Annotated in this window: 26 protein-coding genes; 19 read left to right on the plus strand and 7 right to left on the minus strand. The window is 66.2% G+C overall.

What is annotated here, in order from left to right; genetic code table 11:
* Nucleotides 1-131 precede the first annotated feature (131 nt).
* From AU252_RS18790 to AU252_RS18825, 8 genes are all read left to right on the plus strand, one after another.
* Nucleotides 132-1,826, plus strand: coding sequence for a hypothetical protein (locus AU252_RS18790; RefSeq protein WP_240484226.1), 1,695 nt, complete (start codon nt 132-134; stop codon nt 1,824-1,826).
* Between the two features lie 65 nt (nt 1,827-1,891).
* Nucleotides 1,892-2,899, plus strand: a complete 1,008-nt coding sequence (locus tag AU252_RS18795; protein WP_058932025.1) for a tetratricopeptide repeat protein — start codon at nt 1,892-1,894, stop codon at nt 2,897-2,899.
* Nucleotides 2,899-3,996, plus strand: coding sequence for an NADH:flavin oxidoreductase/NADH oxidase (locus tag AU252_RS18800; RefSeq protein ID WP_058932026.1), 1,098 nt, complete (start codon nt 2,899-2,901; stop codon nt 3,994-3,996). The genes AU252_RS18795 and AU252_RS18800 overlap by 1 nt, the downstream gene beginning before the upstream one ends.
* A gap of 72 nt (nt 3,997-4,068) precedes the next feature.
* Nucleotides 4,069-4,875 carry an ABC transporter ATP-binding protein gene (locus AU252_RS18805; RefSeq protein WP_058932027.1) on the plus strand — a complete coding sequence of 269 codons (807 nt, stop codon included), beginning with the start codon at nt 4,069-4,071 and terminating at the stop codon, nt 4,873-4,875.
* Nucleotides 4,857-6,428: a hypothetical protein gene (locus AU252_RS18810; RefSeq protein ID WP_058932028.1), complete on the plus strand. Its 1,572-nt coding sequence runs from the start codon at nt 4,857-4,859 to the stop codon at nt 6,426-6,428. Before AU252_RS18805 ends, AU252_RS18810 begins: the two co-directional genes overlap by 19 nt.
* A gap of 44 nt (nt 6,429-6,472) precedes the next feature.
* The gene (gene nagB, locus AU252_RS18815) at nt 6,473-7,255 is read left to right on the plus strand and encodes a glucosamine-6-phosphate deaminase (RefSeq protein ID WP_058932029.1); all 783 of its coding nucleotides are present in this window, start codon (nt 6,473-6,475) and stop codon (nt 7,253-7,255) included.
* 137 nt (nt 7,256-7,392) lie between these two features.
* Nucleotides 7,393-7,734 carry a DUF3039 domain-containing protein gene (locus AU252_RS18820; RefSeq protein WP_056349372.1) on the plus strand — a complete coding sequence of 114 codons (342 nt, stop codon included), beginning with the start codon at nt 7,393-7,395 and terminating at the stop codon, nt 7,732-7,734.
* Nucleotides 7,734-9,518, plus strand: coding sequence for a DEAD/DEAH box helicase (locus tag AU252_RS18825; RefSeq protein WP_058932030.1), 1,785 nt, complete (start codon nt 7,734-7,736; stop codon nt 9,516-9,518). Before AU252_RS18820 ends, AU252_RS18825 begins: the two co-directional genes overlap by 1 nt.
* A 3-nt stretch (nt 9,519-9,521) precedes the next feature.
* Here AU252_RS18825 and AU252_RS18830 read toward each other — a convergent pair whose 3' ends face one another.
* Both AU252_RS18830 and AU252_RS18835 read right to left on the minus strand, forming a co-directional pair.
* Nucleotides 9,522-10,154 (minus strand): isochorismatase family protein, encoded by a 633-nt coding sequence (locus AU252_RS18830; RefSeq protein ID WP_058932031.1) that lies wholly within the window; start codon nt 10,152-10,154, stop codon nt 9,522-9,524.
* Nucleotides 10,154-11,482: a nicotinate phosphoribosyltransferase gene (locus AU252_RS18835; RefSeq protein WP_058932032.1), complete on the minus strand. Its 1,329-nt coding sequence runs from the start codon at nt 11,480-11,482 to the stop codon at nt 10,154-10,156. Before AU252_RS18835 ends, AU252_RS18830 begins: the two co-directional genes overlap by 1 nt.
* Nucleotides 11,483-11,520: 38 nt before the next feature.
* On the opposite strand from AU252_RS18835, the gene clpS reads away from it, so the two are divergent.
* From clpS to AU252_RS18855, 4 genes are all read left to right on the plus strand, one after another.
* Nucleotides 11,521-11,913: an ATP-dependent Clp protease adapter ClpS gene (clpS, locus tag AU252_RS18840; protein ID WP_058932033.1), complete on the plus strand. Its 393-nt coding sequence runs from the start codon at nt 11,521-11,523 to the stop codon at nt 11,911-11,913.
* The gene (locus AU252_RS18845; RefSeq protein ID WP_058932034.1) at nt 11,906-12,472 is read left to right on the plus strand and encodes a DUF2017 domain-containing protein; all 567 of its coding nucleotides are present in this window, start codon (nt 11,906-11,908) and stop codon (nt 12,470-12,472) included. Before clpS ends, AU252_RS18845 begins: the two co-directional genes overlap by 8 nt.
* 69 nt (nt 12,473-12,541) lie before the next feature.
* Entirely contained in the window at nt 12,542-13,609 is a 1,068-nt protein-coding gene (murI, locus tag AU252_RS18850) for a glutamate racemase (RefSeq protein ID WP_099093408.1), read from the plus strand.
* Entirely contained in the window at nt 13,606-14,403 is a 798-nt protein-coding gene (locus AU252_RS18855; RefSeq protein WP_058932036.1) for an MBL fold metallo-hydrolase, read from the plus strand. Before murI ends, AU252_RS18855 begins: the two co-directional genes overlap by 4 nt.
* Here the strand turns inward: AU252_RS18855 and AU252_RS18860 are convergent.
* Entirely contained in the window at nt 14,400-14,897 is a 498-nt protein-coding gene (locus tag AU252_RS18860; protein WP_058932037.1) for a group II truncated hemoglobin, read from the minus strand. The two genes, AU252_RS18855 and AU252_RS18860, sit on opposite strands and share 4 nt — an antisense overlap.
* A gap of 84 nt (nt 14,898-14,981) precedes the next feature.
* Between AU252_RS18860 and rph the strand changes: the two genes are divergently transcribed.
* Together rph and rdgB are read left to right on the plus strand one after the other, a co-directional pair.
* Nucleotides 14,982-15,740, plus strand: coding sequence for a ribonuclease PH (rph, locus tag AU252_RS18865; protein ID WP_058932038.1), 759 nt, complete (start codon nt 14,982-14,984; stop codon nt 15,738-15,740).
* A gap of 11 nt (nt 15,741-15,751) precedes the next feature.
* Nucleotides 15,752-16,414, plus strand: coding sequence for an RdgB/HAM1 family non-canonical purine NTP pyrophosphatase (gene rdgB, locus AU252_RS18870; RefSeq protein ID WP_058933054.1), 663 nt, complete (start codon nt 15,752-15,754; stop codon nt 16,412-16,414).
* Between the two features lie 105 nt (nt 16,415-16,519).
* Here rdgB and AU252_RS18875 read toward each other — a convergent pair whose 3' ends face one another.
* A complete protein-coding gene (locus AU252_RS18875; RefSeq protein WP_058933055.1) occupies nt 16,520-17,296 on the minus strand; it encodes a DedA family protein in 777 nt (258 codons plus the stop codon).
* Nucleotides 17,297-17,420: 124 nt separating this feature from the next.
* Here AU252_RS18875 and AU252_RS18880 point away from each other — a divergent pair, with 124 nt between their 5' ends.
* The 4 genes from AU252_RS18880 (at nt 17,421) to AU252_RS18895 (ending at nt 20,516) form a co-directional block, all read left to right on the plus strand.
* The gene (locus AU252_RS18880; RefSeq protein WP_240484227.1) at nt 17,421-17,822 is read left to right on the plus strand and encodes a GntR family transcriptional regulator; all 402 of its coding nucleotides are present in this window, start codon (nt 17,421-17,423) and stop codon (nt 17,820-17,822) included.
* On the plus strand, nt 17,819-18,751 hold the full coding sequence (locus AU252_RS18885; protein ID WP_058932040.1) for an ABC transporter ATP-binding protein: 933 nt from the start codon (nt 17,819-17,821) through the stop codon (nt 18,749-18,751). Before AU252_RS18880 ends, AU252_RS18885 begins: the two co-directional genes overlap by 4 nt.
* Entirely contained in the window at nt 18,748-19,434 is a 687-nt protein-coding gene (locus tag AU252_RS18890) for a hypothetical protein (RefSeq protein WP_058932041.1), read from the plus strand. The genes AU252_RS18885 and AU252_RS18890 overlap by 4 nt, the downstream gene beginning before the upstream one ends.
* Nucleotides 19,435-19,523: 89 nt before the next feature.
* Entirely contained in the window at nt 19,524-20,516 is a 993-nt protein-coding gene (locus AU252_RS18895) for an exonuclease domain-containing protein (RefSeq protein WP_058932042.1), read from the plus strand.
* Between the two features lie 43 nt (nt 20,517-20,559).
* Here the strand turns inward: AU252_RS18895 and AU252_RS18900 are convergent, their stop codons facing one another.
* Genes AU252_RS18900 through AU252_RS18910 form a run of 3 tightly spaced genes read right to left on the minus strand, consistent with a single transcriptional unit; the run spans nt 20,560 to nt 23,230 of the window.
* Entirely contained in the window at nt 20,560-21,432 is an 873-nt protein-coding gene (locus AU252_RS18900) for an SDR family oxidoreductase (RefSeq protein ID WP_205630595.1), read from the minus strand.
* A 42-nt stretch (nt 21,433-21,474) separates the two neighbouring features.
* Nucleotides 21,475-22,191, minus strand: coding sequence for a DUF4386 domain-containing protein (locus AU252_RS18905; RefSeq protein WP_058932043.1), 717 nt, complete (start codon nt 22,189-22,191; stop codon nt 21,475-21,477).
* Nucleotides 22,192-22,228: 37 nt separating this feature from the next.
* Complete coding sequence (locus AU252_RS18910; RefSeq protein ID WP_240484228.1) at nt 22,229-23,230, minus strand: NAD(P)-dependent alcohol dehydrogenase; 1,002 nt, start codon at nt 23,228-23,230, stop codon at nt 22,229-22,231.
* A 120-nt stretch (nt 23,231-23,350) separates the two neighbouring features.
* Between AU252_RS18910 and AU252_RS18915 the strand changes: the two genes are divergently transcribed.
* Nucleotides 23,351-24,025 carry a TetR/AcrR family transcriptional regulator C-terminal domain-containing protein gene (locus AU252_RS18915; protein WP_058932045.1) on the plus strand — a complete coding sequence of 225 codons (675 nt, stop codon included), beginning with the start codon at nt 23,351-23,353 and terminating at the stop codon, nt 24,023-24,025.
* Nucleotides 24,026-24,060 lie beyond the last annotated feature (35 nt).

The following is a 24,060-nucleotide window of genomic DNA, read 5'->3' on the forward strand; positions in this document are numbered from 1 at the left end:
ACAGGAGCGAGGGCGCCCGCCGGGCCGCCCGGGCGCCGCCGATTCCGGACCCCGCTGGCGCCCAAACGGGGGTTCTGGTAACAAAACGGTTACTATTGAAAGTAAACCCCCGCGAATGATAGGTGTTTCCTTTGCGCTTCAAGACTGCAGTTGCACTCGTGCTGCTCGGCCTCCTGACACTTCTGGCCGGTATTGGCCAGAAGACAATCTGGGCTCCCTCCGAGACCTTTACGGCTTCCGCCCCGGCAGATGCCGCGGAGGCGCCACTGACCGTCATCGACCAGAACCTGCGCACCGCGCAGGGCGGAACGGTGAAGATCAAGATCGAAGGCGACGGCAACTTCATGCTCGCGGCCGGCCGGCCTGACGACGTGGACGCCTGGGTGGGCCCGACGGCCCACAACACCATCACTGGGGTTTCCGAGGACAACAAATCCCTGCAGGTTGAGCACGCCGACGGCGACGCCACGGCGCCGAATCCGTCCGGATCCGATCTCTGGGTTTCCACTGAGAACGCGAGCGGTGAGCTGGAGTACTCGTGGACGCCGCCCGCTGACGGCGAATGGTCACTGCTGCTGGCGTCCGATGGCACCAAGCCCGCACCGTCGTCGGTCTCCATGACGTTCCCGAATGACACCTCCACCCCGTGGGCCATCCCGCTGATGGTGATTGGCGGCCTGCTGATCCTCGCCGGCATTGCCCTGGTGGTCCTGTCCGCACGCAAGCGGGACGGTGAAGGCAACGGCACGGGAAGCCTGTTCGCCCGGCGCGCCCGGGCCAAGGCCGAGGCAAGGTCCGCCTCACGGCTCGGCATGGTCTCCGGCGGCATGGTCACCGCCGCAGTGACCGCCCTTGTTGTGGCCGGAACGGGTGTTGCTGCGAACGCTGCCACCACGCCCGCGCCGGCTCCCGAATCAGCATCGCCGGAGGCCGCCCAGGGGGCCGCGCCGGTCCTCCTGGACGCCCAGTTCCGCAGGATCCTGGAGCAGGTCTCCAGCACCGCCGACGCCGGTGACGCCGCAAAGGACGCAGCCAAGCTCGCAGAGCGCGTAGCCGGGACGGAGCTTGAGGTCCGTACGCAGAACTACAAGATCCGTTCCCAGGTGGGCACTTATGAAGCCCGGATGCCCGTCCGTTCCACGAAGCTCCTCACCACGGTGGTCACCAGCGACCGCAGCTGGCCGCGTTCAGTCCTCGCCGTTACGCAGGGTGACGGCAACGTCGTCCCGCAGCTGCTCACCCTGGTCCAGCCCTCCCCGCGGGAGAACTACAAGCTGACCGAGACCACCCCGCTGCAGCCGGGAACCACGTTCCCCGCCATCGGCCGGAACGGCACCGACACGCTGGCCGCCAACGACAAATCCGGCCTGCTGTACAGCGGCGAAGAAGCCCTGGCCGGGCTGGCCGACCGCCTGGCGAATTCAGAGTCGAGCTTCAAGGACAAGCTCGTGGAGGGCGCATCCTCGCCGTACATCGCCGACACGCTCTCCTACCAGGCCGAGGTAGTCAAGTCCGGCGAAAACGGCAACTTCTCCTTCACCCACAAGGTAGTACCGGAAAGCACTGTGGTGTTCCGGACGGCCGACGGCGGGGCGCTCGTGCTGGGCCGGATCAACTTCGGCTTTGATGGCACGCCCAAGGCCTCCGGTGACAAGCTCACCATCGGCGACGATGCCGCGGCGCTCGCCGGCGGCAAGGAAACCACCACCGGCATGGTCCTGAACTTTGCTGAATCAATGGCGGTCTACGTTCCGCCGGCAGGTTCCACGGATCCCATCAAGCTGGTGGCCGCAACGCGCGGGCTGGTAGGCGCAAGCTTCAAATAGGCCCGCAGGGTCCAGTCCCAGATGCAGTACCCCCGGCAGCGGCCGGAGTGGCTAGAGTGGAAAGCATGAGTTCGCCAGCTTCCCGCCCAGTCCCTCCCGCCGCTGCCAGCCTGCTTAACATGCGTGGCGCCGTCGACCTTTCATCCCTGAAACAGCGACAGGCGCCGCCTGCGGCTGCCGGCAATCCGCCTGTTTCCGGGGATGCGGGTGGCAGCGCAGAAGCGGGTGCGGCAACGCCCGACGACGGCGCGGCACCGCTGCGTGTCACTGTCACCGAAGGCAATTTCCAGGAACTCGTGGAGCTTTCCGCCCAGGTTCCGGTGGTCTTCGCGCTATGGGCCGCGTACTCGCCGGAATCCGCCGCGATGCTCGACTCGCTGGAGCGGGTCATCAACAGCTACGGCGGCCGCCTGGTCTTGGGGGCGGCGGACATCGAAGCCTTCCCGCAGCTGGCACAGGCCTTCCAGGTCCAGGCCGTCCCCACGGCCGTCGCCGTCCTCAAAGGCCAGCCCGTACCGCTCTTCCAAGGCGGCGCCGAGGAATCCCAGATCCGCCCCCTCCTGGATGAACTGCTGAAAGTCGCGGCGGCCAATGGGGTTACGGGCAGCCTCGGCGGGGGCGGTGCGCCCATGGAGACTGAACCAGCACCTCTTCCGCCGCTGCACCAGGCCGCGTTCGACGCCATTGAAGCGGGCGACTATGAGGCCGCCGCCGTGGCCTACCGGCAGGCCCTGCTGGAAATGCCCGCCGACGCCGAGGCCAAGGCCGGCCTGGCCCAGGTGGAGCTGATGGCCCGGCTCCAGCCGCTCTCCGCCGAGGACTCGGAAGCCTTGCGTACCCTCGCCGCCAACGAACCTGACAATCTGGCCGCCCAGCTGGACGTGGCGGACCTGGACGTGTCCGGCGGCCACGTGGAGGACGCGCTGAACCGCGTGGTCAGCTTCATCGGCCGGAACTTCGGCCCGGAACGGGAGACTGCCCGCGTACGCCTCCTGGAGCTCTTTGACGTGGTGGGCACGTCCGACCCCCGTGTTGCCAAGGCACGCCAAGGACTCGCCAGGGTCCTGTTCTAGTGCCGGCCCTGTTCCAGCCGCTCAAGCTCCGCTCCCTGGAGCTCACGCACCGCGGCTGGGTATCACCCATGTGCCAGTACAGCTGCGGTCCCGACGGCGCCCCGGGGGTTCCGAACGACTGGCACCTGATGCATCTGGGCTCCTTCGCCGCGGGCGGCGCCGCGTTGATCCTCACCGAGGCGGCCGCCGTGAACGCGGCCGGCAGGATCAGCCCCCGCGATGCCGGGCTGTACAACGACGAACAGGCCGAGGCCTGGCAGCGGATCACGTCCTTTGTGCACCGGCACGGTGCCGCGGAAGCGAAGATCGGCGCCCAGCTTGCCCACGCCGGCCGGAAAGCGTCCGCCTACTGGCCGTTCGCCGGGCAGCGGGGGAGCGTCCCGGAGTCCGACGGCGGCTGGCCCACGGTGGGGCCGTCACGGCTTGCCTTCGACGGCTTTGCCGAACCCGCCGCGATGACCGAGGCGCAGATCCAGGACGTCATTTCCGACTTCGCGGCCGCCGCAGTGCGTGCCGTGGACGCCGGGTTCGACACCGTGGAGATCCATGGCGCGCACGGCTACCTCCTGCACCAGTTCCAAAGCCCGCTGATCAATACGCGGACCGATTCCTGGGGCGGGGATGAGGCCGGACGGAACCGGCTGATGCTCGCCGTCGTTGATGCCGTCCGCAACGTCATCCCCGAATCCATGCCCCTGCTGCTGCGGATTTCAGCCACCGATTGGGCGCCGGGCGGCGTCGATGTCCAGGCTTCGGTCCGGCTGGCCGCCCAGGCGGCAGAACACGGAGTGGACCTCATCGACGTCTCCAGCGGCGGGGCCGTGGCCCATCAGGACATCAGGCCGGGTCCGGGCTACCAGACGGAGTTCTCCGCACGCATCCGCCGGGAAGCCGGTGTGCCCACAGGCACCGTGGGCCTGCTCACTTCCGCAGGCCAGGCCGAGCATGCCGTGGCCACCGGGCAGGCCGACGGCGTGTTTATTGCCCGGGCCGCGCTCCGGGATCCGCACTGGTGGCTCCGTGCGGCGTTTGAACTGGGGCATGACCTCCCCTGGGCACCGCAGTACGAACGGGCCATGCCGCGGCATTCGTTCTAGGGTTCCCTACGCCTTAGGCACTACTCCCGCGGGAGGACCCCTTCGGCAGGGCCCTGGGTCTAGGCTGGCATCATGACTGCTGCGCATCCTGATCCCCACTCTGATCCGGTGGTGCACGCCGGGCCGGTTCCTGCCTTGTCCATCCGCGGCCTCGCCAAGCGTTTCGGCGGAAAAATCGCCGTGGACGGCATCAGCCTCGACGTCCCGGCAGGTTCATTCTTTGGCATCGTGGGGCCCAACGGCGCCGGCAAGACCACCACGTTGTCGATGGCCACCGGCCTGCTGCGGCCCGACTTCGGGACAGCCGTTGTCCACGGGGTGGACGTCTGGGCCCGGCCGCTGGAGGCCAAGAAGCTGATGGGCATCCTCCCTGACGGTGTCCGCCTCTTTGACCGGCTCACCGGCGAACAGCTGGTCACCTACGCCGGGCTGCTGCGTGGCATGGACAAAGACGTGGTGGCCTCCCGCGTGGGGGAGCTGTTGTCCGCCCTGGACCTCAGCGAGGACGCCGGGACCCTCGTGGTGGACTATTCGGCCGGCATGACAAAAAAGATCGCTCTCGCCTCGGCCTTGATCCACGCCCCGCGGCTGCTGGTGCTCGATGAACCCTTCGAGTCCGTGGATCCCGTCTCGGCGGCCAACATCCGGTCCATCCTGGACAGTTATGTAGCCTCCGGCGGGACGGTGATCGTCTCGAGCCACGTTATGGACCTGGTCCAGCGTATGTGCGACCACGTCGCCGTGGTGGCGGCCGGAAGGCTCCTCGCCACCGGGACCGTGGACGAAGTCCGCGCCGGGGCAACGCTGGAAGAAAGGTTTGTCCAGCTCGTCGGCGGACGCAACCACACGGAAGGCCTGGAATGGTTGCGCACCTCCTAAGGCTCAAACTGACCCTGCTGCGGAACGGCCTTCGCCGCAGCCCCTGGCAGCTTGTCGGCCTGGCGTTCGGCGGTCTCTATGCCTTGGGGCTGGTGGGGGTAGTGGTCGTGGCACTTATCCTGCTGCGCACTGCAGACCCCGAACTGGCCCAGACGGTTGTGGTGCTTGGTGGTTCAGCGGCCCTCCTCGGCTGGGGCCTCATTCCGGTGGTCGCGTCCGCCGCAGACCTGACCCTGGACCCTGCCCGCTTCACCACCTCCGCCATCCCCATGCGCCAACTGCTCACGGGGCTGGCCCTCGGCGGGCTGATCGGCATCCCCGGCCTGGCCACCGCGCTCGCAGCGCTCGCCACCGTGTGGACCTGGGCCCGTGGCCCCCTTCCCGCGGTTGCCGCACTGGTGGGTGCCGCCGTCGGCGTTCTGACCTGTATTGTCCTGTCCAAAGTGGTCACCACCGCTACCGCCAGCCTGGCGTCGTCGCGCCGGTTCAAGGATGTCAGCGCCATCGCATTTATGGTCCCGCTGGTCCTGATGGGCCCGATCGTCGCTGGCGTCGGCAGGGGCATCACCGCCTCGACGGGTTTCCTGCCGGAGCTGGCTGCCACCTTGTCCTGGACGCCACTTGGTGCCGCGTGGTCCCTCGGTGGTGATGTTGCGGTTGGCCGCCCGGGAGCGGCCGCACTGAAACTCGTGATCGCCGCAGCAACCCTCGCAGTCCTGTCCTGGTGCTGGAAACTGCTCCTTGAACGGGCCCTGGTCAACCCGCCCTACGCCGGCAGCGGGAGCCGCAAGGGTGGCAAACTTGGGCTGTTCGACCTGCTGCCGGCCACACCGGCCGGTGCAGTAACAGCGCGGGCGCTGACCTACTGGCTGCGCGATCCCCGCTATTCCGGTTCCCTGGTGGTGGTCCCGCTGCTCCCCATCCTGCTGGTCTTCCAGGGCAGCCAGTCCGGTGACTACGGAGTACTGGCGGTGGCTGCCCCGCTGGCTGCCTTCCTGCTGGCCTGGTCCATCTCAGCGGACGTCTCCTATGACAACACGGCATTCGCGCTGCATGTGGCCACGGGTGTCCGCGGTGTGGACGACCGGCTGGGCAGGGCGTTGGCCTGCCTGGCTTTTGCCCTGCCCGTGGTGCTGATCTTTGCAGTGGGCCAGTACTTCTTTACCGGCAGCTGGTCGGAACTGCCCGGCCAGTTGGGCTTGAGCCTGGGCATCCTCTTCACCGGGCTTGGCTTGTCGTCCGTGGTGTCGGCACGCTATACGGTGGCCGTCCCGTTGCCCGGGGACAGCCCGTTCAAGAAACCCCCGGGCAACGTAGGGCAGACCCTGGTGGTGCAGTTTGCCGGCATGGGCGTCCTGAGCCTGCTGGTCCTGCCCGAGGTGGGCCTGCTCATCGCGCAGCTGGTCACGGGGAATGCCATGTTCGGGTGGGCCAACCTGGCCGTCGGCCTGATGCTGGGACTGGCGCTGTTTGGTGCGGGCATTCGGCTGGGTGGAAAGTGGCTTGATGCCCGCGGACCCGAACTGCTGGCCCAACTGACCGTCAACCGCTGACTCCGTAACGCACCAGACGTAAAGCACCAGAAAGGCGGCCGGACATGGAAGTTGTCATCCTCCAGGGCAGCAAGCAGATCGGACAGCTCGTCGCCGATGCCATCGAGGCCCTGCTCCGGCGAAAGCCCACCGCCGTACTGGGCCTCGCCACCGGGTCATCGCCACTGCCGGTGTACGACGAGCTGGCGGCGCGGCACCAGCGTGACGGGCTGGACTTCAGCAATGCCCATGCCTTTGCCCTGGACGAATACGTGGGGCTGGACCACGGGCATCCGGAGTCCTACCGGGAAGTCATCCGGCGGGAATTCACCAGCCGGGTCAACATCGCCGAAGGCAACGTCCATACGCCTGACGGGGCGGCCGCGGACCTGCCTGCGGCCTGTTCCGCCTACGAGGAGGCCATGCGGGCAGCGGGCGGCGTGGACCTGCAGCTCCTGGGCGTGGGTACGGATGGCCACATCGGCTTCAACGAGCCCGGTTCCTCGCTCGCATCCCGGACCCGCATCAAAACGCTGATCGAGCAGACGCGCCGGGACAACGCCAGATTCTTTGGCAGCCTGGCAGAGGTGCCGCACCATGTGGTGACCCAGGGGCTGGGCACCATCCTCGAGGCCCGGCACGTTGTCCTCATCGCTACCGGGGCACAGAAGGCACCGGCCGTCCGCGACTTTGTGGAGGGGCCCGTCGCCGCCATCTGCCCGGCCTCGGTCCTCCAGTTCCACCCGCACGCCACCATCCTGGTGGATGAGGCCGCGGCGTCGTCGCTGAAGCTCGCCGACTTCTACCGGCACACGTACGATCACAAGCCTGCCTGGCAGGGTCTGTAATTCCAGGGGCTGTAATTCCGGCCACACACCACGGGCGGGTGCGTAGCGGCGTTGCGCGGAACGGCCGACGGCGGCGGGTGCGGTGCATGCAAAACGGTCCTCCCGCCGTCGAACGTCCTCCGTCCTGGGACGCTAAGATGGATGCCATGACTAGCATGACGGACCCTCTCGAAAACGACCCGATGCGCGAGCTTTCCGGGGCTGGAACGTCCACGGCAACCATCGAGCGCGAAGAGCTGCGCCAGGAAGTGGAGCCGGGTGACCGGGAACGCTTCTCGCACTATGTGCGCAAGGAAAAAATCATGGAATCCGCGCTGACGGGTGATCCTGTCATTGCCCTGTGCGGCAAAGTGTGGACGCCGGGCCGGGATCCGCAGAAGTTCCCGGTGTGCCCCATGTGCAAAGAGGTTTATGACGGCCTCCGCCCGGGCAACGACGGCGGCAAGGGTCCCGGAGGGGACTCGGGCAACAACAAGTAGTGACGGAGACGCTCTTTGGCGGCCCCACCCTGCCACCGGCTTATCCGGAACGCGCAGCCTGGGGAACCGCCCAAAAACTCCGTGCCTGGCAGCAGCAAGCCCTTGACCTCTACTTCAGGACCGATCCCCGCGACTTCCTGGCCGTAGCAACTCCCGGCGCCGGTAAGACCACCTTCGCGCTGCGCGTGGCCTCCATGCTCATCGAATCAGGGGCGGTCAACCGCGTCACCATCGTGGCGCCCACGGACCACCTGAAACGGCAGTGGGCCGACGCCGCTGCCAAGGTGGGCATCGCCATCGACCCCAACTTCAAGAACTCCGACGGCCAGCACGGCCGCGGTTTTGTTGGCGTCGCTGTTACATACGCGCAGGTGGCCAGCAAACCCATGCTGCACCGCGCCAAGACCGAGGCCGCCCGCACGCTGGTGATCCTTGACGAGATCCACCACGGCGGCGAAGCCCTGTCCTGGGGCGACGGCCTCCGCGAAGCGTTTGACCCTGCGGCACGGCGGCTCTCCCTGACTGGTACGCCGTTCCGCTCCGATACCTCGCCCATCCCGTTTGTTGAATACGCGCAGGACAAGGACGGCATCCGGCGCTCGAAAGCGGACTACACCTACGGCTACGGCAATGCCCTGCGTGACCACGTGGTGCGCCCGGTCATGTTCATGGCCTACTCGGGCCAGATGCGGTGGCGCACCAGTGCCGGCGAGGAAATGGCGGCCTCCCTGGGCGAGTCCGCGGTCACCAAGGACATCACGTCGCAGGCGTGGCGGACGGCGCTGAACCCGGCCGGGGAATGGATTCCCGCTGTCCTGGCGGGGGCGGACAAACGCCTCAGCGAAGTGCGCCGCACCGTTCCGGACGCCGGCGGGCTGGTCATCGCCACGGACCACGAGGATGCCAGGGCCTATGCCGGGCAGCTGAAAAGGATCACCGGCGAATCGCCCACCGTGATCCTTTCCGACGACGCCAAGGCCTCCAGCAAGATCGAGGAATTCACCGTGAGCGAGAAACGGTGGATGGTGGCCGTCCGCATGGTGTCAGAAGGCGTGGACGTGCCCCGGCTCTCCGTCGGCGTCTATGCGACGTCCACCTCGACGCCGCTGTTCTTCGCCCAGGCCGTGGGCCGCTTTGTGCGCGCCCGGAAACGCGGCGAAACGGCCTCGGTCTTCCTGCCGTCCGTGCCGACGCTGATGGCCCTGGCCAACTCGATGGAGGCCGAACGCGACCACGCGCTGGACCGCCCCGAGAAAGAGGACAGCGACGGCCTGTTCAATCCCGAGGACTCGCTGATGGAAGAGGCCAACCGGGAGGACAAGGCGTCCGACAGCCTTACCAAGGGCAAGTTCGAGGCCCTCGACTCGCAGGCGTCCTTCGACCGGGTATTGTTCGACGGCGGCGAGTTCGGCACCGGGGGAGAAGTGGGCTCGGAGGACGAACTGGATTTCCTGGGCATCCCCGGACTGCTGGATGCCGAGCAGGTGGGGACGCTGCTGCGGCAGCGCCAGCACGAACAGCTCAACCGCAAGAACCGGCGCGCACCGGCAGCCGAGCCGGCCGCCGCGGCGCCGGCCATTCCGGACCACCGGATGCTGATGGACCTGCGCAACGAACTGGCCAAGAACGTGGCGGCCTGGTCGGCGCGGACCGGGACCCCGCACGGTGTGGTGCACACGAAGCTGCGGACCGTCTGCGGCGGCCCTCCGGTGGCCCAGGCGAACGAGGAACAGCTTCAGTCCAGGCTGCGGAAGCTCCAGGACTGGTTCATCGGCCGGAAGTAGTACTTACGCGACTTCGACGCCGCCCAGCTCCATTTCGGCGACGGCATCCTCCAGGTCCTCGGCAATGCCGGCGGTGAGTGAGCGGATGACCGTGACGGAGTAGCCGGCCTGGACCGCGTCCAGCGAGGTGGCCATCACGCAGAAGTCGGTGGCGATCCCTACCACTACAACGTCCTCCACGTCGTGGCTTTGCAGCCAGTCGTCCAGTCCGATGGCGTTGTCCGCGGGTGCGTAGGCTTCTGCGTCAGCGGGCATGGCGCCCGGCTGGCGTTCCCCAGTGGGGACGGCATCCTCAGGTGCCAGCAGGCCCTCAAAGCCGGAGTACGCCGCGGCGAACTGGCCCTTCTGGAAGTAGGCCTGGATGTATTCGCTGTCCAGGTCCGGATGGAGTTCTGCGCCGCGAGTGCCGGCCACGCAGTGCCGCGGCCAGCTGTCCTTGTGATCGGGCGTGTCGGAAAAATGCGCGCCGGGATCGATGTGCCAGTCCTGCGTGGCAACAATGTGGTCGAACTCGTTGTGATGGGCGTCCACGTACTCGCTGATGGCTCCGGCAACATCGGCACCGCCGGCCACGGCCAGGGAGCCGCCCTCGCAGAAGTCGTTCTGGACGTCAACGATGATCAGGGCGCGGGACATCAGTTCTCCTCGTAGATGGTGGGGATGGCAGGCTCGCCGCGCTGCAGGCGGTTGACGACGCCGGGCAGTTCGGCCATGGTGTCCGCGTGCCGTTGGCGGGCGCGGACCACACCCTCGTGTCCGGTCCAGCCCGGCAGCAGCTCGCCGTTCTTCATAAACTGCTGAAGCAGCGGCCGGTCGTTGCCGTCGTCTTCGGGGCGGTGGCCAATGCCCACAATTTCCTGGGTGGCCACCCCCCGCTCGTTGAGCTTGCGCAGCGCGTACTTCCGGCCGCCCATGCTGGTTTTGTTCTTGGCGGTTTTTGCCACGGAGACGAAATTGCCGGCGTCGTCGGTGCGGCTGACGAGCTTGTAGACCATGCTCGCTGTGGGTGCACCGGAACCGGTGACCAGCGAGGTGCCCACACCGTAGGAATCCACCGGGGCGGACTGCAGCGCGGCGATGGCGAACTCGTCCAGGTCCGAGGTGACCACGATCTTGGTGTTCACGTTGCCAAGCTCGTCCAGGAGGCGCCGGACCCATTGGGCCTGGGCCACGAGGTCGCCGGAGTCCAGCCGGACGCCCCCCAGCTTGGGCCCCGCCAACTCGACGGCGGCACGCACCGCTGCTTCGACGTCGTACGTGTCCACGAGCAGCGAGGTGCCGGGTCCGAGGGAGGCGATCTGCGCCTTAAAGGCTTCCCGCTCAGTGTCGTGGAGGAGCGTGAAGGAGTGCGCGGCGGTCCCTACCGTTTTGATGCCGTACCGGAAGCCGGCCTCGAGGTTGGAGGTGCTGTCGAACCCGGCAATGACGGCGGCGCGGGCTGCCGCGACTGCCGATTCCTCGTGGGTCCGCCGGGATCCCATTTCGATGCAGGGCCGGTTGCCGGCAGCGGTGATCATGCGGGATGCGGCGGAAGCGATGGCACTGTCATGGTTCAGGACCGAGAGCAGGTAGGTTTCCAGCATGCAGGCTTCGGCAAACGTTGATTCGACAATCAGGATGGGGGAGTTGGGGAAGTACGCCTCGCCCTCCGGGTAGCCCCAGATGTCACCGGAAAAGCGGTAGTTCGCCAGGTAGTCCAGGGTGTCCTGGTTGACCACGCCGGTCCGCCCCAGGAAGTCCAGCTCGGCTTCGCCGAACCGGAAGTCGGCGATGCCTTCCAGCAGGCGGCCCGTTCCCGCCACAATCCCGTACCGCCGGCCGTCCGGCAGGCGCCGGGCAAAAGCCTCGAAGACGGACCTGCGGTGTGCGGCGCCCGAGTGCAGGGACGCCTGCAGCATGGTCAGCTCGTAGTGGTCTGTGTAAAAGGACGTGCGGGGATGGTCCCAGCTGGCGGAGGTACTCACAAAATTCACTCTAGTGTGCATCCCCATAGAATGGACAGATGACCTTAAGCGTTGCGCTCGGCCCTGATACACAGGAGGGCACCCGGACCGGGACAGAGGCGTCCACGGACTCCCTGACCGCCCCGGACATCCCTTGGAACCTGGTGATCTGGAACGATCCCGTCAACCTGATGAGTTACGTCAGCTATGTCTTCCAAAGCTACTTCGGCTACGCCGAGTCCAAAGCCAACAAGCTGATGATGGAAGTCCACAAAAAGGGCCGGTCCATTGTTGCCCACGGCAGCAAGGAACAGGTTGAGCGGCATGCCGTGGCCATGCACGGCTTCGGCCTCTGGGCCACCGTGGAGAGGGCCTCCGGCGGGAATGGTGGAAGCTCCAAAAACTCAGGAAAATCCGGCGGGTCCGGGCAGGGCAAGGGGAAACGTGGCTAAGGCATTCAAATACGGGCTCAAGGGCATCACCGGGTTCCTGGAACCCGCCGAACGGGAACTGCTCCGCAGCCTGATCGATGACGTCATCTCCATGCTCCAGCCGGCCGAACACACCAGCCAGGATCCGCTGGCCGCCCTGATCGGACTGGATATGGACGTCCAGGAACCGACGGACCGTGCCGTTAAGCGGTTGCTGCCCAACGTGATGAAGAACGACGACGGCGCGTCCCTGGAGTTCCGCCAGCTCACCGAGCGCTCGTTGCGGGAAACCAAGATCGGCGCGCTGCGCGCCGCCGCCCTGGACCTGGACAGGGATGAAGTGGTCCTCACCGCCGAAGGGGCAAGGTTCTGGTCCATGGCCCTGAACGATGTGCGCCTGGTGCTGGCGGAACGCCTGGATATCCGGGATGAAGAGGACGCCGAACACGTGCACCTGATGCAGGACTGGTCCCAGGCCGAGGACGTGGAAAGTTACCTCGCCCTGGTGTACAACTTCACCACGTGGCTGCAGGAATCACTGGTCCAGGCGATGCTCCAGTCCCTGGACTCACGGGGCTGAACTGCTGTCCTGTTCCGGGATTCGACCGCCAATGTGACAAATTTGACATGAGTCGGGCGCCACAATGTGATGGCTGCGGCCCCGGGGAAGACCTATCCTCGAATAATCATGACTACAGCCTCGAGCATGGATCCGTCAGGCGCAGCCGCATCGGACTCCGCAGCCAGCAGCACCACCGCGCAGGTGGGGTCCCGCCCCATCGGCATCTTTGATTCCGGTGTCGGCGGACTGACCGTGGCGCGGTCCATCATCGACCAGCTCCCCAACGAGTCCATCCTCTATGTGGGGGATACCGCCAACGGGCCCTACGGGCCCTTGCCCATTGCCGAAGTCCGCGCCAACGCCCTGGGCGTGATGGACGAACTGGTGGACTCCGGCGTCAAGCTGCTGACCATTGCCTGCAACTCGGCGTCGGCCGCTGTCCTGAGGGACGCCCGCGAGCGGTACACGGCGAAATACGGCATCCCCGTCATCGAGGTGATCCAGCCGGCCGTCCGGCGGGCTGTCGCTGCCACCCGCAGTGGGCGTATCGGCGTCATCGGAACCTCCGCCACCGTTGGTTCACGGGCTTACGAAGACACGTTCGCCGCCGCGCCGGACCTGGCGATCACGTCCGTGGCCTGCCCCGAGTTCGTGAGCTACGTGGAGGCCGGGATCACCACCGGACCCGCCTTGCTGGCTATTGCCGAAGAGTACCTGGCGCCGCTGAAGGCGGCAGGCGTGGACACCGTGGTGCTGGGCTGCACGCACTATCCGCTGCTGACCGGCGTCATCTCGTTCGTGATGGGCGACGCCGTGACGCTCGTGTCCAGCGCGGAGGAAACGGCGAAGGACGTGTACCGGGCCCTCGCCACCCACGACCTTCAGCGCACTGCTGTAACACCGCCGGAACACCACTTCATCGCCACCGGTGACGCCGGCCAGTTCGAAACGCTGGCCCGCCGTTTCCTGGGCCCGGAGGTCCTGTCCGTCCGGCACGTGGACCATGTGGCAGCCCAATACCCCACCGGCAGCCTGGCGCGGATCACGCCCGAGATGATCGCGGCTGCGCAGATCGCCAGCGCCCGGCAGTCGTCGTCGGGACCTCGGATTTCGAACTTTGTGGGCGCCCACCGGGCCGGAGGACCTGCCCTGTGAAGCTCACCATCGTCGGCTGCACCGGCTCGTTTCCCGGCCCGAGCTCCCCGGCGTCCTGCTACCTCCTGACCGCCAGCGACGGCGAGCGGACGTGGAAGATCGTGATGGACCTTGGCAGCGGAGCCCTTGGCGCCATCCAGCGATACACGGACCTTGAGGACATCGACGCGATCTTCCTCACCCACCTGCACCCGGACCACTGCATGGACTTGTGCGGCCTGCACGTGGCCGTCCGCTGGAAGCCCGGCGGCTGGGGACGCGGCAGGATTCCGGTGTGGGGCCCCGCCGCGACGGCGGACCGGATGGCCACCGCCTACGGCCTGGAGCTCGATCCGGGGATGCACGAGGAATTCGACTTCACCAACTGGACCGAAAGGGAATCCGTCACGGTGGGGCCGTTCACGGTGACGCCGTTCGCGGTGAACCATCCCGTAAAGGAGGCCTACGCCCTGCGGGTGGAAGTGACCGAACCGGACAAGCAGGGCAACGCGGTCAGCCGGATCCTGACGTATTCCGGGGACACCGATTCCTGCGCCGGGCTGGAGGAAGCGGCTAAGGACGCTGACCTGTTCCTGTGCGAGGCCGCCTTTGAGGAAGGCCGCGACGACGACATCAAGGATGTCCACCTGACCGGAAAGCGTGCCGGCGAGGCCGCGGAGAGCGCGGGCGCACGCCGGCTGTTGCTCACGCACATCCCCGTCTGGACATCGCCCACCACTGTTATGGCCGAAGCGCGCCCCGTGTTCGGCGGCGACGTGGCCGTTGCCGTGGCCGGTGTGCACTACACCGTCTAGGGCCCCTTGGCCGACGGCCTGCTGTCTGCACCGCCGGAACCTGTTTCACCGACCGGGCCGTCCCAGGACCAGTGCGGGATGCGGAGCCCGTCCGGCACGTCCTCTGCAGAGCGCTGGTAACGGGACATCGTGGTGGTGGCCGCCCAGGTGAAGTAATTGTGCAGCACCTTGCGCACCGGATCGTCATCAGCGAGCCCGACGTCGGCCAGCGCCTGGTCGAAGCAGGCGACCGCCCTACGGTCCATGTCCTCGTGCGGGCCGTTGCCGCTGTGCAGCCGAATCACTGATGTCTCGTCACCATACGAGTCTGAATACACGGGCGGGCCACCCAACGCCTCCGTCCAATAGGCTGCGAGCCGGTGGCTGTGCTGCGGATGGAATCCGTGGCTGAACGCGTGGCTGACTACCTCGTCAGCCATTACCCTTGCATGCCAGGCGTTGGCCAGCCTCAGGAAAAAGTCGGCACTGCCGGCAGCCTCGTACACCGTCTGCACACTGCAACGATGACATGCTGCACCGGACAGGGGGAAGGGCTGTCCGTGGCAGGACGTCCCACGGCGAGTCGATAAGCTAAAGGCATGACTTCTGAAGCAACCGCAGTGCCCGTAGTGCGCGCCGATGGCCGTGCCCCCGACCAGCTCCGCCCCATCAGCATCACCCGCGGATGGTCCAAGCAGGCCGAGGGATCGGCCCTCATCGAGTTCGGCAACACCAGGGTCCTGTGCACGGCGTCCCTGACGGCGGGCGTGCCGCGCTGGCTCAAGGGCGAAGGCCGCGGCTGGGTCACGGCGGAGTACGCCATGCTTCCCCGGGCCACCAACACCCGTTCCGACCGCGAATCTGTCAAGGGGAAAATCGGCGGGCGGACCCACGAGATTTCCCGGCTGATCGGACGCTCGCTGCGTTCCATCATTGACACCAAGGCCCTGGGCGAAAACACGATCGTCCTGGACTGCGACGTCCTCCAGGCCGACGGCGGAACGCGCACCGCGGCCATCACCGGCGCGTACGTGGCACTGGCGGACGCCATCCGCTTCGCCCGCGACAACAAGCTGATCGCCAAGAACGCCCAGCCCCTGATCGACACGATCGCAGCGGTTTCGGTGGGCATCATCGACGGCGTGCCCATGCTGGACCTGCCCTACGTTGAGGACGTCCGCGCCGAAACCGACATGAACGTGGTGGTCACCGGATCCGGGAAGTTCGTGGAAGTCCAGGGCACCGCAGAGGGTGCTCCCTTCGACCGGGACGAGCTGAACCAGCTGCTGGACCTGGCCCTCCTGGGCACCACCGCCCTGGCGGCGATCCAGCGCGAAACCCTCGCCGACGCACTGTGAACCAGGACGCTGTGACCCCGAACGCTGAACCGGACGGCGCGCCCGTACCGCGCCTCGTCCTGGCCACGCACAACAAGGGCAAGCTCAGGGAGCTCCGGGAGCTGCTGCGCGGACAGGTCCCCGGGCTCGACGTCGACACGCAGGTGGTGGACGCCGCGGCGGTGGGTGCGCCAGACGTCGTCGAAACCGGCGTGACGTTCGCCGAAAACTCGCTGTTGAAGGCGCGGGCCGTTGCGGAGGCCACTGGGCTGGTGGCCATCGCCGACGATTCGGGGCTGGCCGTGGACGTGCTGGGCGGGGCGCCCGGAATCTTTTCCGCGCGCTGGTCCGGCCGCCACGGTGACGACGCCGCCAACCTGAAGCTTCTGCTGGACCAGCTCTCCGATGTCCCCGACGGGCACCGTGGAGCCGCGTTTGTCTGCGCTGCGGCCCTGGCTGTCCCGGGACCGGGCGCTGGGAGCCGCGAAGTGGTGGAATACGGCCAGCTTGAGGGGACCCTCCTGCGCGAACCCCGCGGCAACGGCGGCTTCGGCTACGACCCCGTGCTGCAGCCGGCCGGTGAGGACCGCAGCTGCGCTGAATTGTCAGCGGCGGAAAAGAACGCGATCAGCCACCGGGCGAAGGCCTTCCGGGCACTCCTGCCGGCCATTGTCGAGGCACTCGCCGGCCCGTGACCGTACGGGAGATTTTGTCCAGATATCGCTGCTAAGTAGCCGGCATGATGGCGTTATCTGGACAAGAACTCCGGGGGAGGGAGTGGCCAGGGAGCGGTGAGGGGCTCAGTGGTCCCGGTGCGTCTTCCGTTCGGCTTCGGGTTCGTGCTCCTCAATGAATTCGTCAACGGGGTCGGTGCCGAACCTGGCCGCTTGGCGCTTGGCGGAAATTCCGCGGAGGACTTCGATGCCGATCGGAATCACGGAGACCAGCACGATGACGATGAAGATGATGTCCAGGTTCTCCCGGACCCACGGGACCCTGTCACCGAGCAGGTAGCCCAACAGCGTGACGCCGCTGCCCCACAGGACCGCGCCGATCACGTTGAACAGGAAGAACTTCTTCTTGTTCATCTGGGCCACGCCAACGATCACGGGCACGAAGGTCCGGATGATCGGCACGAAGCGGGCGAGGATCAGTGCCTTGCCGCCGTGCTTTTCGAAGAAGGCGTGTGCGTTCTCCACGTTTTCGCGCTTGAAGAGGCGGGAGTTCGGCTTGTTGAATATGGCGGGACCGGCCTTGGAACCGATCAGGTAGCCGGTCTGGTTGCCGATGATGGCGGAAATGGTGATCAGGAGCGCCAGGAGCCAGACATTGAACTGGATGGTGTCCGTTGCCACCAACAGCCCTGCCGTGAACAGCATCGAATCGCCGGGTAGGAAGAATCCCACCAGCAGGCCGGTCTCGGCGAAGACAATTCCGCAGACCAGCAGCACCACCCAGGGCGCAAGGGCGGGATCGGCCAGGAAAATCTGGGGGTTCAGCCAGTCGGGCAGGAAGGAGGCCAGCTGCGGCTGGACCGGTCCTGCACCACCCAGCATGGGCGCGGCAAGGTCGCTGATCGCAAGAAAGTTCACCTCCTCAGGGTACTTGACGCACCAGGGCATCCTGGTTGTATGGTTAGTTACACAAGTAACTAACCAGTGAGGCTTTGCGGCCTCGTGGATGAGGATCAAGGCGGCGCCAGTGATAGACGACAGCAGGCCGATCTTCCTGCAGATTGCCGCACTGATAGAAAACGACATCGTGGACGGCAACCTCCCGGAGGAATCCCAAGTCCCGTCCACCAACGAGTTCGCGGCGTTCCATCGGATCAACCCGGCCACGGCAGCAAAGGGTGTGAACCTCCTGGTGGAGGAGGGAATCCTCTACAAAAGGCGGGGGATCGGCATGTTTGTCTGCACAGGTGCCCGGGCGGCTTTGGTGGCGCGGCGGACCCAGGAATTCTTTGAGCAGTACGTGCGGCCGCTCGCAGCGGAGGCACGCAAGCTGGGCATTCCACCGGACGAGCTCAGCCGCATGATCATCCGCGGCGCAGAGGCCGCGACGGCAGCGGACGGCAACCAGGAAAGGAGCGCGGCACTATGAACGAAACAGTGGTTGAAGCAAGGAATCTCACAAAACGGTACCGGGATGTCCTGGCACTCGACGACGTGAGCATCAGTCTTTCAGGGGGCCGGATTTACGGCCTGCTGGGACGTAACGGTGCCGGCAAGACCACCCTGATGTCCGTCTTGACGGCGCAGGCGTTCGCCACCTCGGGGGATGCGCTGGTTTTCGGCGAGCCGGCGTACGAAAATGACAGGGTCCTGTCCCGGGTCTGCTTTATCCGCGAATCGCAGAAATACCCCGATGACTTCACGCCGTTCCATGCCTTTAAGGCCGCGCGGCTGCTGTTCCCCAACTGGGACCAGGCGTTTGCCGAACGGCTCATCAGTGACTTCGGACTCCCGGTCAAGCGGCGGATCAAGAAGCTCTCCCGGGGGCAGTTGTCCGTCGTGGGCGTGATCATCGGCCTGGCGTCACGGGCGGAGCTGACGTTCTTTGACGAACCCTACCTCGGGCTTGATGCGGTTGCCCGGCAATTGTTCTACGACCGGCTCCTGGCCGACTTCACGCACTATCCGCGCACGATCGTCCTGTCCTCCCACCTCATTGACGAAGTGGCCAACCTTCTGGACCACGTCATTGTGATTGATGCGGGAAGGATCCTTATCGACGCCGAGGCGGATGCGCTGAGGGGGTCCGCAACGACGCTGGTGGGCCCGGCAGGCAAGGTGGACGCGTTCCTCGCGGGCAGGAAGGTCCTGCACCGCGAGACCATGGCCTCCCTGGCGTCGGTCACTGTTGACGAAGCCCTCAGCCCCGTGCAGCGGGCGGAAGCCGCCAGGGTGGGACTGGAAGTGGTTCCCGTGTCCCTGCAGCAGCTCGTTATCAGGAAGACCGTGGACAACCACACCCGGCGCCAGGCGCCAGGTGACGGACCGGAACGCGATGCATTGGAGGCAGCACGATGAGCAAGGCAATGGCGGTGGCGCGGATGCAACTCGTCACCAAATGGACATATCTGGGGAACCCGCTGGTCATTCTCGCGGCGGCCTTTCTCCTCTCGATCGCCATATTCGCCCTGATTCCGGTGGACGAGCCCAAGTTCGGCGGCGGCAGCCAGGCTCCGCTCTGGTACTTCATGGTGCTGGGCATCCAGAGCATGACGCTGGCTTTCCCGTTTTCGCAGGCACTGAGCGTGAGCCGCCGGGCCTTTTACCTGGGCACGCTGGGCCTGTTTTCCGTGCTGGCCGTGGCCATGACGGCCATCTACCTCCTGGGCGGCATCGTTGAACGGGCCACCAACGGCTGGGGCGTCAATGGATTCTTCTTCGCCCTCCCGTGGGTCGCGGACGGGCCCTGGTACGGCACGGCGGTGTTCTACTTCACCATCATGATGTTTATGTTCATCATCGGCTTCTGGTTCGCCACGATCTACAAACGCTGGGGGACCATCGGGATGCTGATCTCCCTGATCGGCTCGGCCGCTTTGTTGCTTGGCATTGTGGCGCTGGCGACGCTGAACCAGTGGTGGGGGAGCATCGGCTTCTGGTTCGTCCAGCAGACACCGCTGACCATGGGCGCCTGGGCTGCCGCCCTGTGTGTGGTGCTTGCCGGCGGCTCCTACCTCACGCTGCGGCGGGCGATTCCCTAACCCCGCCACCGGCGTCGGACGCGTGATATCCGCGACAGGGCCGCCCTGGTGACACGGGAACGGGCCTGTCCGGCGGTAAAGTATGGGCCGTGGGTTTGGACTTTACGGCGATCGACTTCGAGACGGCCAATGGCTTCCGGGGTTCACCGTGCGCGGTTGGCCTGACAAAAGTGCGCGGCGGGCGCGTGGTGGACGAGGCGTCGTGGCTGATGCGGCCTCCGGTCAACCACGACCACTTCGAGTACCACAACGTCAGGGTCCACGGCATCAAGGCCACGGACGTCGCGGGCCGTCCCCGCTTCGGTGACCTGTTCCCGGAGATTGGCGCCTTCATCGGGGACGATATCCTGGCGGCGCACAACGCGGCCTTTGACCTGGGAGTGATCCGGTCAGGGCTTGAGGTCTCCGGCCTGCCCGGCCCTGCCTACGACTACGTCTGCACCGTGATGCTGGCCCGGCGCTGCTACTCCCTGGTCTCCAATTCCTTGCCGTTCGCCGCGGAGGAAGCCGGCGTGCCGCTGGTCAACCACCACGACGCCGCAGAAGACGCCCGCGCCTGCGCCGGCATCCTGATCGACATCGCTGCGCGGAACAACGCCAACAGCATTGCCGAGCTCTACCTGTCGCTGGGCCTGGTCCTGCCGCATCAGGAGGCGTTTGACCCGGCGCACGATGTCCTGTCCAAAGCCAGCCTTACCGCCCTTGCCGGTGCCGCTGGCGGAGGCAGCGCCGCGCTGGTGCGCCCGTTCCTGTCCGGGTGGCCGGAGGAGGGCGACAACCCCGTACCCAATGCCGACGCCGAACCCTCCCACCCGCTGTACGGCCAGACCGTCGTCTTCACCGGCGAGCTCTCCATGGCCCGGCCGGAAGCGAAGGTGCGTTCGGCCGAGCTGGGTGCCCGGCCGGAAAGCCGGGTAACCGCCCGCACCACGGTGCTGGTGGTGGGTGACGGCTTTGTGGCCGCGGACCTGCGGTCCGGCAGGCTGACCGGCAAGGCCCGGCGCGTCCTGGAGCTCCACGACCGCGGCCAGCCCATCGAAGTACTCTCCGAAGGCGAGTTCCTGCAGATGGTGGGCGGCTGATAGGTAGATCGGGTTGTCACCTGCCTACCAGCTGGGCGCCCGCTCAGGTGAGGGCGGGTAAGCCGACGAGGTCGGCGCTCACCTGCCAGAGCCGCGCTGCGGCAGCCGTGTCGTAGCTCAGCGGGGAGGACTTCCTGGGCTGCCTGTCGGCGAAGTAGCGGCCGGTCACCCGCGCGAGCTGGGCGACCGACGCCACGTGGATTGATGTGGCCGCGCCCTTAGCCGGGGCTTTCATGAACGGTCGCAGCAGCGGCACGAGCAGACGCTGCGTTCGCCCCGGATCCTCGGCGCCGAACCCCGTGCTCACCAGGCCCGGGTGCACGGCGTTCGCCGTGACCGAGGTTCCCTGGAGGCGCCTGGCCAGCTCATACGCGAACATCACGTTGGCCAGTTTGGACTGGTTGTAGGCCCGTGCGCCGGAGTACGCGCGCTCGCCCTGCAGGTCGTCGAAGTCGATCCGACCCATCGACTGTGCGTTGGAGGCGACCATGACCACCCGCGCGGCGGGGCCTTGTTTCAGTCGTTGGAGCAGCAGATTGGTGAGCAGGAACGGCGCGAGATGGTTGAGGGCGAAGGTGCGCTCGAGCGCGTCGGCGGTCACGTGCCGGGTGTTCCAATAGCCGCCGACGTTGTTGACGAGCACGTCGATCCGGGGGAGACCGGTGAGTACCTCGTCGGCCAGCCGCCGCACCTCCGACTGGCTCGACAGGTCAGCGACGAACGCGTGTACCTCGCCGTCGACGGATGCCCGGATGTCTCGCACCGCGCCGTCCGTGCGTTCGCGATCGCGACCGGTGATCGCCACCGTCGCACCCAGCGCGGCCAGCCCGAGGGCGGTTGCCTTGCCGATGCCGCTGGTTGCGCCGGTGACCAGTACGGTCTGGCCGGTCATTGTGTGGGGGTGGATCTCATTCATCGTCGAATTCCTTTTGTACGTCACGTGACTGCGGGGCACAGCTCAGGGCGCCTGGTCGTAGGCTTTTGGCTCGAAACCCCTGATGATCAGCCAGAAGCCAAGCGCCACCTCGAGCAGGCCGCCCGGGATCGTCAGGATGAGGCCGATGTGGAGGCCAAAGATCTCGGCGATGGCGCCAGCAGCGAAGATCGCGTAGCCGGCCATGCCCCACACCGACAGGAAGCGGGGCAGCAGACGACTGCGAAACAACAGTGCGAACAGGAAGATGCACCCGATTCCCAGCGCCATCATGGCGATTTGGTAGGCCAGGGTATTGCCCGCCACGGCGAGCGCGCCGAGGGATTGCGCCCACTCTGCGCCCGCCGGTCCGGAAACAACGGACTGCTGGGCAATGGGCACGATCATGAGCACGGCCAGCACACCCACCGTCAGCAGCACGACCTCGAAAATCATTGTGGCCAGATAAATCAGTGCGGTTCGCCGGCCGTGAGTCTCGATGATCGGAAAGAACAGCACCGCCTTGCCAACATCCACCAGCACGTTCAGCAACATGAGGAACGCGCCGAGCACCAGGGTGGTCTGCTGTGCGGCGACCGAGGCGAGAAAGTCGGGTGCGCCGACTACGGAGGCGACCAGGGCGGCGCCAATTCCGTATACCAGGAACCCCGACAGGAAGAGCCCGCCGATCAGCCGCGACGTCGCTTTGCGTGAACTTTTCAGCGCTGGCGCCTGGCCGGCTCCAAGAGTTGATGTGGACATGGTCTTCTTCTTTCGTGTGGTGTAGAGGTGACGGGGTTCAAACGGTGATGGAGATTTTGGCTTGAGCGTGGTCTTCGGCGAAATAGCGGAGGGCGTCTGCGGTCTCGGCGAGGGGGTAAGTGCGGTCGATTGCCGGCGTGACCGTGCCAGATTCGATGAGCTCACGGAGCAGGTCGAGGTGGGCCGTGCCGGGAGTGGCCGTGAAGGTGCGCAGGTTTTGGCTGACGAACCGCGACAGCAGCAGCGCGCGCAGGATACGGGGCAGGGGCCCAAGCACCGGGCCGCCGGTGCCGTTGGAGAGCACGAGCGTTCCGTGTGGAGTCAACGCCCGTCGGCTTGCGGTGAGGGTGTGGTTGCCGATGTTGTCGAGGATCACGTCGTAGCGCTGCGCACCCCGCGTGAAGTCATGCTCGGCGTAGTCGATCACGTGATCGGCACCGAGCGACCGCACGAGGTCGGCATTTCGGCTGCTGCACACTGCGGTCACTTCCGCTCCGAGCGCGGCGGCGATCTGCACCGCGAACGTGCCCACCCCACCGGATGCCCCGTTGATCAGGACCTGCTGCCCTGCCTTGAGCTGTCCGCCGTCACGCAGCGCCTGCAAGGCGGTTCGAGCTGCCAGAGGCACGCTGGCCGCCTGCTCGAACGAGAGGTTCGCCGGCTTGAGCGCCACCCGGCTGTCCGGTGCGCAGACGTAATCGGCGAAGCTCCCCGATTCGACCTCGGCATACACTTCGTCACCCACGCGCAGCCGGGTTACGTCGACGCCGACCGCTTCTACCTGACCGGCGACGTCCTTCCCGCGAACAATGTTCCTGGGCGCTCGCAGCCCAAAGGCCAGGCGTGCAATGAGCGGACGGCCGGTCGTGTACACCCAGTCGGCGTGATTGATGGATGCCGCGCGCACCCGGATCAGCACCTCACCGTCCGCAATCTTCGGCTTAGCGACGCGTTCGAGGTGCAGGGCATCTGCGCGGCCATACCGGTGTTGCACGATCGCCTGCATTGTCGCTGTGGTCGGAGTCTGTGTTTCAGTCATCGTCGTGTTCCGTTCGTGAACCGGGGCGACCATACAGTGTAAGGTCGTGTTCGAAAGTTACCATACACTGTATGGTTTGACTAGAGTCGAATGAAAAGTAGGTCGAGAGGATAGGGACCCGTGGTATCCGCAGTAAAGAACGAGAGGGCCCGGACGCCCGTCACGCGCGAACGGGCGCTGCGACTGGCGGTCGCGGTCGCCGATGCCGGCGGCATCGAGTCCCTGAGCATGCGCAAGCTGGCCCGTGAACTCGGCATCGAGGCGATGTCGCTGTACTACCACGTGAAAAGCAAGGACGAGATTCTCGACGGCATGGTCGAACTCGTCGTTGGCGAGATGGTCCTGGCGCGCAGTGACGCCGAGTGGAAGACGGCCCTGCGTGAACGTGCGGAGTCGGCGCGAACTGTGTTGGCGCGGCATCCATGGGCCATCAGCATGATGGACGCGCGGAACACCGGGGCGTCCATGAGATTTCATGACGACATGATCGGATGCCTGGTGGGCAGCGGTTTTTCGATTCCGCTGGCCGCGCACGCGTTGTCAGTGGTGGACAGCTACGTGCACGGGTTCGCGTTGCAGGAGGCCTCCCTGCCCCTCGACGAGTCCGGCCATATCGGTGTCGCGACCGAGAGCATCATGGAGCAGAGGGACATGACGGAGTTCCCGTACCTCACCCGGATGGCGGTTGAGCACATTCTGCAGCCGGGATATGCCTACGGCCATGAGTTCGAGTTCGGCATTCGGCTCATTCTCGATGGCCTCGAGGCCGCCTTCACCTCGGTCGATCCGCCATAACTCCTGCATCTGATGGCACGGTGCAGCGTTCATCC

It is taken from the genome of Pseudarthrobacter sulfonivorans (assembly GCF_001484605.1).
Taxonomy (GTDB): domain Bacteria; phylum Actinomycetota; class Actinomycetes; order Actinomycetales; family Micrococcaceae; genus Arthrobacter; species Arthrobacter sulfonivorans_A.

Excerpts from the sequence above, each read along its gene's own strand:
- AU252_RS18910 (WP_240484228.1), bottom strand. The coding sequence starts at position 23,230 with ATGACTGAAACACAGACTCCGACCACAGCGACAATGCAGGCGATCGTG.
- AU252_RS18890 (WP_058932041.1), top strand. The coding sequence starts at position 18,748 with ATGAGCAAGGCAATGGCGGTGGCGCGGATGCAACTCGTCACCAAATGG.
- AU252_RS18795 (WP_058932025.1), top strand. The coding sequence starts at position 1,892 with ATGAGTTCGCCAGCTTCCCGCCCAGTCCCTCCCGCCGCTGCCAGCCTG.
- clpS (WP_058932033.1), top strand. The coding sequence starts at position 11,521 with ATGACCTTAAGCGTTGCGCTCGGCCCTGATACACAGGAGGGCACCCGG.
- rph (WP_058932038.1), top strand. The coding sequence starts at position 14,982 with ATGACTTCTGAAGCAACCGCAGTGCCCGTAGTGCGCGCCGATGGCCGT.
- AU252_RS18820 (WP_056349372.1), top strand. The coding sequence starts at position 7,393 with ATGGATGCCATGACTAGCATGACGGACCCTCTCGAAAACGACCCGATG.
- AU252_RS18810 (WP_058932028.1), top strand. The coding sequence starts at position 4,857 with ATGGTTGCGCACCTCCTAAGGCTCAAACTGACCCTGCTGCGGAACGGC.
- AU252_RS18885 (WP_058932040.1), top strand. The coding sequence starts at position 17,819 with ATGAACGAAACAGTGGTTGAAGCAAGGAATCTCACAAAACGGTACCGG.
- AU252_RS18830 (WP_058932031.1), bottom strand. The coding sequence starts at position 10,154 with ATGTCCCGCGCCCTGATCATCGTTGACGTCCAGAACGACTTCTGCGAG.
- AU252_RS18905 (WP_058932043.1), bottom strand. The coding sequence starts at position 22,191 with ATGTCCACATCAACTCTTGGAGCCGGCCAGGCGCCAGCGCTGAAAAGT.
- murI (WP_099093408.1), top strand. The coding sequence starts at position 12,542 with ATGGCTGCGGCCCCGGGGAAGACCTATCCTCGAATAATCATGACTACA.
- AU252_RS18805 (WP_058932027.1), top strand. The coding sequence starts at position 4,069 with ATGACTGCTGCGCATCCTGATCCCCACTCTGATCCGGTGGTGCACGCC.
- AU252_RS18900 (WP_205630595.1), bottom strand. The coding sequence starts at position 21,432 with ATGAATGAGATCCACCCCCACACAATGACCGGCCAGACCGTACTGGTC.
- nagB (WP_058932029.1), top strand. The coding sequence starts at position 6,473 with ATGGAAGTTGTCATCCTCCAGGGCAGCAAGCAGATCGGACAGCTCGTC.